Annotated in this window: 5 protein-coding genes; all 5 read left to right on the forward strand. The window is 42.8% G+C overall.

Annotated elements, in window-relative coordinates; all coding sequences use genetic code 11:
- The first annotated feature begins 7 nt into the window (after positions 1-7).
- Positions 8-1,855 (forward strand): RagB/SusD family nutrient uptake outer membrane protein, encoded by a 1,848-nt coding sequence (locus GKS34_RS17895; RefSeq protein ID WP_163386338.1) that lies wholly within the window; start codon positions 8-10, stop codon positions 1,853-1,855.
- Between the two features lie 124 nt (positions 1,856-1,979).
- Entirely contained in the window at positions 1,980-5,384 is a 3,405-nt protein-coding gene (locus tag GKS34_RS17900; protein WP_163386339.1) for a VCBS repeat-containing protein, read from the forward strand.
- A gap of 50 nt (positions 5,385-5,434) precedes the next feature.
- A complete protein-coding gene (locus GKS34_RS17905) occupies positions 5,435-7,543 on the forward strand; it encodes a thioredoxin domain-containing protein (RefSeq protein WP_163386340.1) in 2,109 nt (702 codons plus the stop codon).
- Positions 7,533-8,996: a vanadium-dependent haloperoxidase gene (locus tag GKS34_RS17910; protein WP_163386341.1), complete on the forward strand. Its 1,464-nt coding sequence runs from the start codon at positions 7,533-7,535 to the stop codon at positions 8,994-8,996. The genes GKS34_RS17905 and GKS34_RS17910 overlap by 11 nt, the downstream gene beginning before the upstream one ends.
- 135 nt (positions 8,997-9,131) lie before the next feature.
- The coding region (locus GKS34_RS17915) for a DUF1549 domain-containing protein (RefSeq protein WP_163386342.1) at positions 9,132-9,962 on the forward strand (831 nt) is incomplete at its 3' end.

The raw sequence follows: 9,962 nt of genomic DNA on the forward strand, positions 1-9,962 counted from the left end.
AAAAGTTATGAAAAACAGAATTGAAAAAAGCAACCTGATGAAAACGTTATTTTCCGTCCTTTTGATTGGGTCTATATTCTTTTCCTGCAACGAGGATCTCCTGGAGGTTACACCTTTGGATGCGATATCTGAGGAAAACGTGTTTACGGATCCTACCTTTCTTCAGAACTACGTGTACAACATGTACAATGGAATTAAGCCACACTGGAGCCCTGGAAGCGGTGGCTACATAGGAATGACGGATATCGCCGTTTCTGCCCCAGATACACACAACAGGTCTGCGGGAATACGGCAATATCTGGAAGGAAATAGCACCCCGGATAACATCACCCAATTGACTAATATATGGGCTGAGGAATACGATTTCATAAGGAGAGCCAATATTTTCTTTGAAAAAATAGAAGGATCAACCATCGATCCAGAAGTATTGGATGGAATGAGGGGAGAAGTCCATTTCCTCCGAGCATGGATGTATTTTGAATTGGTCAGAACCTTTGGAGGGGTGCCGTTAATCACTGAAAGCTTTAGCTTAAGTGACGAGTCCTTTGATGTTTCCAGAAACAGTTACGAAGAATGTGCTCAGTTTGTATTGGATGAAGCAGAACTGGCAATTAATCTATTGGATGGTGCAACACCCGCTGCCGGAAAAGTAAGTAAAGAAGCCGCAATGGGCTTAAAAGCCCGGATGTTGCTTTACATGGCCAGTCCACTTAATAACCCTACCAATGACATGAGCAAATGGCAGGCGGCCGCTGCGGCCACAAAAGCTGTAATCGATGCGGGTTTTACCCTGCACCCAACTCACGAGGAATTGTTTCTGCAGCCTCTGGAAACGGACGAAACCATTTTTGGCAGGACCTATACTGCAGGATCAAGGATTCCTGACTGGGGCTATAATTACGATTATTGGCCAAGTGGTTTTGATGCCAGACAACGTTTGATGCCCACCCAGCATTTTATTAATATGTTTCAAATGGAAAATGGAGAATATCCTTATTTGCCAGATGGAATGACTGTCAATCCTTCCTCCGGTTACGATGAGCAAAATCCAAATGTAAACAGGGATCCAAGGTATTACAGCTATATTTTATACCCTGGTGCGGGTCCGGTAAATATCATCGACGGGTCCAAAAGTACCCAAAGGTTGTATGAATATTGGGAGGACGCTAACCCCAATCCCGATAACCAACCTCCCTATGAAAATCCAAATAAAATAGATCCGATAAATAATCAGACCCTTTTTGATTTTGGACGGGATTCAAAAACATATTGGGTGAAAGGACTGACGCCGTTTCACTGGAGAGTCCAGACAGGGTATACGTTTAAAAAATTGTTGGACTTTCAAGGGCCCAGAGCGAGTTTTGACTACGACTACAGCCAAACGACGGTATTTATGCGACTTGCCGAATTTTACCTTAATTATGCAGAGATTCAAATTGCATTGGGTAATGAAGATTTGGCAAGAGAATATATAAATAGGGTGCGGCAAAGACCATCAGTGAATATGCCCGATATTACCAGCTCAGGCGATGATCTGATCCGGGACTACAGAAACGAGCGTGCCATCGAATTACATTTGGAGGACATGAGATTTTGGGACCTGTTACGATGGAAAGCAGCTCCTGGAAATATAGATATGAATCCCATAAGGGGACTTAGTAGTGTCACAATGGATTGGTCCACCGCGGAGGAAGGGGATTTAATGGGTACCCTGCACTATACCTATGGAGAGGTTGTTGAGGCAGATCCGCGTTTCCCCTGGCCGGGAGATTATTACTATCGCTTTCCCATTCCCAGGGAAGAGATTCAACGCAGCAATAACAATATTCAACAAAATCCGGGATATGAAGATTGATAGTCTGGTTTAGTTGGAAATGGCACGTTTCCACAGAGGTATGAAAGGTTTAAACGTTTTTCTATCTCTGTGGAATTTTATATAAATAGTTTAATAAGGTCTAACTCAATAGATGCTATTTTAAATGAAAAAAGGCTTGTATACCGGGTGCTCGTACGATAAAATAGTTTGTAAAACGAGGAGTTTATTACCACTTACCTTTCTCTGTTTACTTGGGGGATGTGGTGTTCCTACCGATGAACGAACATTATTCAATGAACTCTCCTCCAATGCCACAGGAATCGACTTCTCGAACGAGCTGACCGAAAATGATTCGATCAACTATTTTAACTACATGTATATTTACATGGGAGGGGGAGTAGCTGTAGGGGATTTTAACAATGACGGTTTGCAAGATCTCTATTTTACAGGGAACATGGTTCCCAATAAACTTTACCTCAATAAAGGGGATTTGAAATTTGAAGATGTTACGGAGCTTGCCGGAGTAGCTGGAGACAATAGGTGGATGACAGGAGTAACCCTGGGTGATGCCAATCAGGATGGATGGTTGGATATTTATGTTAGTGTTTCCGGTAAATGGGGGACGACAAAAAATCTTCTGTTCGTTAACGACGCCATGGAAGGGGATATCCCTACATTCACAGAGATGGGGGAAGCCTACGGTCTTGCCGATGAGGGGAATAGTACGCAGGCTGTTTTTTTTGACTACGACGGGGATGGGCTTCAGGATTTGTATGTTATCAATTATCCGATTGTGCCATCTCGTACTAGTATGGTAGAATACCTGACCTACAGGTATGCGGCACCCTATCACCGGAGCGACCGGCTTTATAAAAATGAGGGAAATGGAAACTTCATAGATAAGACCCGGGAAGCAGGGCTTGATAAATATGGCTTGTCATTGGGCGTGTCGGTGGGAGACTATAATCAAGATGGTTGGCAAGATCTGTATGTATCCAATGATTTTAGTACACCCGATTTTTTTTATATTAATAATCAGGATGGTACATTCACAGATTTTAACCTTGAACTAACGAATCACACTTCTTATTTTGGGATGGGAACGGACGCCGCTGACTTTAATAATGACGGCTATTTGGACATTTATCAAGTGGACATGATGCCCAAAAGTTATCGGAGGGCTAAAGAAAATATGGATAGCATGGATCCCGAGCGATTTTATTCCATGGTAAAAAATGACATGCACCATCAATATTCCATAAATACACTCCAACTGCACATGGGAAATGACGTCAATGGTCTGCCTCGGTTTGGGGACATAGGCAAAATGGCCGGGGTGTCCTCAACAGACTGGAGCTGGGCTTCTCTTTTTGCTGATTTTGATAACGACGGTTTTAAGGATATTTATGTTACCAATGGAGTAAGAAGGGATATTAACAACAGTGATTATTTCAGGAGTGATGAGGTTCAGAATTTTGATGAAGGGAATTCGCTTGATTTAACCAAAAAAATCCCATCTGAAAAAATTAAGAATTTTGCCTTTCAAAACAAGGGAGATTTAACCTTTACCGATGTATCCGAAAATTGGGGAATTAATTTTAACGGGTTTTCAAACGGCGTCGCTTACGCGGACCTGGATAACGATGGGGATTTAGATTTAGTGATCAATAACCTGGATGATCAGGCAAGCATTTATGAAAATAACGCCAATCAATTGGCAACTGCTAATTTTTTACAAATTGAGCTGAAAGGGGATGCTACGAATCCTTTGGGGCTTGGTGCGAAAATTTGGTTGGAAACGGATTCGGTAACTCAATACCAGGAGCTTACCCTGACGAGGGGTTTCCAATCCTCTGTGGATCCAACCATTCATTTCGGGATTGGTAAGGCCGTTTTGGTCAATAGAATCAAGGTTCTTTGGCCCAACGGGCTTCAAAGTATTGTAGATGATGCACCCGTAAATCAGAAAATTACGATTAACGCATCCGATGCGATAGAAGTTTTGGATGCTGAAGCAGCGCTGCCGCCTACTTTTTTTAAGGACATTACTTCGAACATATCATTGGATCACAAACATTCTGAAAACACGTTTAACGATTTTCAATATCAGGTTTTGCTCCCCCACAAAATTTCGGAATACGGCCCTGCACTCGCAGTGGACGATATAAATAACGATGGATTGGATGATTTTTACATAGGAGGATCCAGTGGTGATGCAGGGAAAATGTATACACAAAATCCGAATGGAACCTTTACCGAGATACTCCCTGAATTGTGGAAAGCGGACCGGTTTCAGGAAGATGTCGGGGCGTTGTTTTTTGATGCGAATGGGGATGGATTGCCCGATCTTTACGTTGTGTGTGGAGGAAATGAGCTAAGAGCAGGGGACAGGTATTATCAGGATAAATTTTATGTCAATAAGGGTGACGGAGTATTTGAGAAGGCAGAATCGGCACTTCCGATTATGAGGGAGAGTGGCTCAGTGGTAGTTGCTTCGGACATAGATCAGGATGGGGATTTGGACCTTTTCGTAGGCGGTAGAGTAACACCAAGAAATTATCCACATGCACCAAAAAGCCGTATTTTGAGAAATAATAGTAGTCAGAATGAAGTGAAGTTTGTAGATGTTACCGAAGAAGTCGCTCCTGATTTACTGAATTTGGGAATGGTGACACAGGCGAAATGGGTAGACGTCGATGGGGATAATTTGGATGATCTCATGTTGGTTGGTGAATGGATGGGGATTACCTATCTGCAGAATAAAGGGGGTGAATTTATCAATAGGTCAGAATCATCCGGTTTAGATGATACTATCGGCTGGTGGTTTGGTCTACATGCCGCAGATTTTGATCAAGATGGTGATATGGATTTCATCGTAGGGAATCTGGGGAAAAATTACAAATACCAGGCAAGTGAGGCGTCTCCTTTTAGCCTATATGTGTATGATTATGATAACGATAGTAGGGATGATCTTGTATTGAGTTATTTGAACCAGGGGGTTAGGGTTCCGGTACGTGGGAGAGAATGCTCTTCCCAACAGATTCCAGCCATTAAGGCAAAATTTAAAGATTATAAATCCTATGCTTCAGCCAGTTTAGAGCAGATTTATACTTCTGAAGATCTCGAGAAATCGTTGCATTTTGAGGTAAAAAGTTTTGCACATCAGTACCTGGAAAACCTGGGAGACGGGACCTTTAAGATTGCCCCCTTAGATGTTTTCTCTCAAATATCCTCCATAAATTCCTTTGTTTCATTAGATATTAATGAAGACGGATACCTGGATATTCTCTATGTTGGAAACCTTTATGGATCGGAAGTAGAGACGCCAAGAAATGATTCCAGTTATGGGGGCCTATTGATAGGAGATGGAAATGGCGGTTTCAAGAGCCAAATGCCTTATCAAAGCGGTTTGATGATACGGGGAGAAGTAAAATCGGCAAAAAAGATGAAATTGGCGGACGGAAACGAGGGTATTTTATTTGCCAAAAACAATGATTTCCTTCAACTTATCCGGATTGAAAGAAAGCAAAATTTGAATTTTACGGCTATTTCTTCGATTAATCCATAACTTCTGATAATAAATCCTTGCTTACCTGGAAGGCCTTGAACACCCAAAACATGAAGGAATATACCATGCTATATAGTTTGTTTTTCACGTTGTTTGTTGCTTTGACAGCTTGCAATAAAGGGAAGCAAGCGGAGACTGTTCGTTCGGGTTCCAATGCATTGATCCATGAAACCAGCCCCTATTTGTTGCAACATGCCAATAATCCGGTCAACTGGATGCCATGGAGTGAAAAAGCCCTGAAGCAGGCTAAATCTGAAGGAAAGCTTATCTTAGTAAGTATCGGGTATTCTTCTTGCCATTGGTGCCATGTGATGGAATCCGAAACATTTGAAAATCCAGCAGTAGCTGACCTAATGAATGAACATTTTATTAATATCAAAGTCGACAGGGAAGAGCGACCTGATATTGATAACGTATACATGACAGCCCTTCAATTAATCGCAGGCAGCGGAGGCTGGCCACTCAATGTGATTACATTGCCTAATGGAAATCCATTGTATGGAGGAACTTATCATACTCCGGATCAGTGGACCCAGGTTTTGCTTGATGTAAATAAATTCTACACCGAGGATCTTAAGAAAGCAGAGGAATATGGAGAAATGCTGGCAAAGGGAATTCAGGAAACAAATAAAATCGTTCCGTTAACCAATTCCGATGGCACCGATGCAGCCGCTTTAGAAGAAAGTGTGACTAAATGGAAAACCTCATGGGATTTAGATTGGGGGGGAGATAGGGGCGACGAAAAATTCATGATGCCGACCAACCTTTCCTTTTTATTGAATTATTCAATACTGCTTAAGAATAAGGATTACAAGGACCATGTCCAAAACACCTTGGACAAGATGGCCCTGGGTGGAATATATGATCAAGTGGGGGGAGGCTTTTTTAGGTATAGTACAGATACCTATTGGAAGGTTCCACATTTCGAAAAAATGCTTTACGATAATGCCCAAATGCTTCGTGTTTATTCTACTGCTTCAAAAGTTTTTAAGGAGGATCAATATCGGGAAATCGTTGTAGGGATAAGTGATTTTTTGGAACGTGAGATGAAGAACCCTTCCGGAGGATATTATGCTGCATTGGATGCTGATACAGAGGGTGTCGAAGGAAAATACTATGTATGGGAAGAAACGGAGCTGAAAGCAATTTTAGCAGACGATTACGACCTATTTGCTGCGTATTATTCAATCCCGTCGCAACGTATGGTGGAGGATAGCTCCATTATCCTTTTTAGGAATAAATCAGATAATATTTTCGCAACCGAGCAGGAAATATCGGTTGCTGATTTTGCGGGATTACGGAGGAAGTGGAATTCACTTCTACTTAAGGAGCGACAAAAGCGAACCTTTCCTAGAAAAGACGATAAGGTCATCACTTCCTGGAATGCCCTGCTAATGATCGGTTTCCTGGATGCTTATGCGGCCTTAGGAGATGAAAGCTATTTGAAAAAATCACTTGAAATCCTTGATTTTCTTCAAACCAATTGCCTTAGGGAAAACCAACTAATTCACTCCTATAAGGAAGGAGGTAATCATGTGCCCGGATTTCTGGAAGATTACGCATTTCTCATTGAGGCATTAATTAAATTATATGGTGTTAGCCTGAACCAGGATCATTTGGATCTGGCGGTTAACTTAAATTCACATGTTATCAATACTTTTTCGGATAAGGGTACTGGAATGTTCCGATTCAATCAGAAAGAGGAATTGATATCCCCGCTTGTTCTTACTCATGACGGCGTTTTACCCTCTCCCAATGCTTCCATGGCACTGAACTTATTCCACCTCGGCCATCTTTTGGGTGATAAAGCCTTTTTGGATAGGTCCAAAAATATGGTAGCTTCGATGGTACCAAATATCCGTTCTGATGGGCAGGCCTATGGAAAGTGGAGTGAATTGCTGATGCATATTTCTCACCCTTTCATGGAGGTAGCAGTAGTGGGTGAAAATTCGAAAATCTTAATTCAACGCTTGAACAAAATACACCTGCCTAACACCTTGATTGTTGGCGCTGCAGAAGAAAGCAATCTTCCGTTATTTAATAATAGGCTGGTTTCGGATAAGACCCTGATTTATGTCTGTAAAAATAATACCTGTAAACTTCCGGTTGCTTTACCAGAGCAAGCCATTGATTTAATCAATACTTCCTATGAAGAGTAGTAAGCTATTTTCCTTGTTTCTAATTATTTATTTGGGATTAATTGCTGGTTGTGGTAGTAACTCTTCAGCAAATTTAGAAGACAATCCCTTAGGAGAAGATAACCTTACTTATAAATGGGCTCACATCGCTTTGGAAGCTACCGCAAATGATACCGAGAGATTTAAACCACGACCCACAGTAACTTCCCGTTATTTGGCCTTGATCTTTGTTTCTATTTATGACGCCTGGTCTGTTTATGACAACAAAGCAGTACCTGTCTATTTGAAAAATGTATCCAGACGGCCCCAAGCGGAAAGAACGTTGGAAAAAAAGGAAATAGCCATTAGTTATGCAGCTTACCGTACACTTTTGGAGTATTACCCTGCTGATAGCTTGCTTTTTACAGATTTCATGTTGGATTTGGGTTTGGATCCCACCAATAAATCCAAGGATCCCAAATCTCCCGTAGGAGTCGGGAATTTGTCAGCTTTCCAGGTAATAACTTCCAGGACGGGGGATGGATCAAATCACTACGGCGAGGAACCTGGTTCCTCTCAAACGCCCTATTTTAATTATACCGGATACAAACCCACTAATTCAGCCGATGAAAATGTAGACCTTGGCAGGTGGCAACCAAAATATTTTTCTGATGGCAAAGGAGGTTGGTTTGCTCCCGAATGCCTGACTCCCTTTTGGGATAGAGTAAAACCAATTGGACTCAAATCAGCAGACCAATTTCGTCCAGGTCCACCTCCCGAAATAGGGTCTGAAAAACTAAGAATGGAAATTCAGGAAGTAGTAGAAGTTCAGTCCAATTTGACAGATTATCAAAAGGCATTGGTCGAGTACATGCGGGATGGACCCCAATCCGTCCAGCAGGCAGGACATTGGCTTAGGTTTGCCCAGGATGTTTCCAGACGGGACAATCATACCTTGGATCAAGATGTGAAAATGTATTTTTATAATCAGGTAGTAGCTATGGATGCGTTTATAGCTGCCTGGGATTCTAAGATGTTTTACGATTATGCTAGGCCCTTTGCGTTGGTCCATGAAATTTTTGAAGACCAAATGATCCTTGGTTGGGGTGGTGAAAAAGTTGGTATGACTAAGATGTCGGGTACTCAATGGCGTCCTTATTCCCCGGAAGTTTTCCTATGTCCGCCATTCCCGAGTTATGTTTCGGGACACAGTGCCGTAAGCGGTGCCTGTGCGGAGGCACTTCGGTTATGGACAGGAAGCGATGATTTCGGAAAAAGCGTTACCTTGGTTGCGGGGGCCATGACTGAACCCGATTTTTTGGGGGATACGGTGGTATTGGATTTCCCAACCTTCACTGAAACCGCTGAAATGGCCGGTATCTCCAGAGTTTTAGGGGGCTATCACATTCAGTCTGATAATCTGGAAGGCCTTGAACTCGGTCGAAATGTTGCCAATGAAGTATGGACCTTTTATAAAGCCCATACAGGAGATTAGTTTGGTTGGTTTAAGGCTGCAACCGAATGATTTAAGTAAGGTTTGTGGTAAAATTCCGATTAGATTTCATCGGGGCAAGATGAGATTCACCTCGTATTTATCTCTTCCTAGTAACAAAGTTTATTTCCGTAATCAATGAGGATAATTATAAGTTTAATTTTAATAGTTCTTATATCTGGCTGTCAAAAGGGAGAACGGGATCAGAAGTTACTTGATTCAACAGACCAGGTCAGCTATAATTTTCATGTTCGTCCGATCCTGTCGGACAATTGTTATGCCTGTCATGGGCCAGATGAAAACAAGCGGGAAGCCGGTCTTCGTCTGGACATGGCAGAGAGCGCTTACGCTGCTTTAAAGGAAAACCCCGACGCCCATGCCATCGTGCCGGGTAAGCCCGGCTCATCAGAAGTGGTCAGAAGGTTGGAGTCGACAGATGCAACGGAAATGATGCCTCCTCCGGAGTCCAACCTGAAACTCACCGAAGAAGAGAAGGGAATCATAAGAAAATGGATTCGGCAGGGTGCGGAGTACCAGCCCCACTGGGCCTTCGTACCGCCGGTAAAATCAGAGCTTCCCAGCGTATCCAATACCGCCTGGGTAGAGAACGAGATTGACCATTTTATCCTCAATAGGTTGGAAAGGCGCGGGCTTCAGCCCAATGGTAAAGCGGACAAAATGCACCTGCTCAAGCGCCTGAGCATCGACCTGACAGGGCTGCTTCCCAGCCTGGATCTGATGCAGGAATACCGGGAGGACGATTCCCCCGAAGCCACCGATAAAATCATCGACCGGCTATTGGATAGTCCCTCGTTTGGGGAACGCATGGCCGTACTCTGGATGGATGTATCCCGTTATTCTGACAGTTACGGTTACCAGGATGACAATATCCGTACCCAGTGGCCCTACCGTGACTGGGTGATTCACGCCTTTAACAAAAACCTGCCCTACGATCAATTCATCACCTGG

Origin of the sequence: Cyclobacterium jeungdonense (assembly GCF_010994275.1) — a bacterium.
Classification (GTDB): Bacteria; Bacteroidota; Bacteroidia; order Cytophagales; family Cyclobacteriaceae; genus Cyclobacterium; species Cyclobacterium jeungdonense.

What these genes read in the sequence shown, in the direction of transcription:
- GKS34_RS17895 (WP_163386338.1), top strand. Translation starts at nt 8, where the DNA reads ATGAAAAACAGAATTGAAAAAAGCAACCTGATGAAAACGTTATTTTCC.
- GKS34_RS17900 (WP_163386339.1), top strand. Translation starts at nt 1,980, where the DNA reads ATGAAAAAAGGCTTGTATACCGGGTGCTCGTACGATAAAATAGTTTGT.
- GKS34_RS17910 (WP_163386341.1), top strand. Translation starts at nt 7,533, where the DNA reads ATGAAGAGTAGTAAGCTATTTTCCTTGTTTCTAATTATTTATTTGGGA.
- GKS34_RS17905 (WP_163386340.1), top strand. Translation starts at nt 5,435, where the DNA reads ATGAAGGAATATACCATGCTATATAGTTTGTTTTTCACGTTGTTTGTT.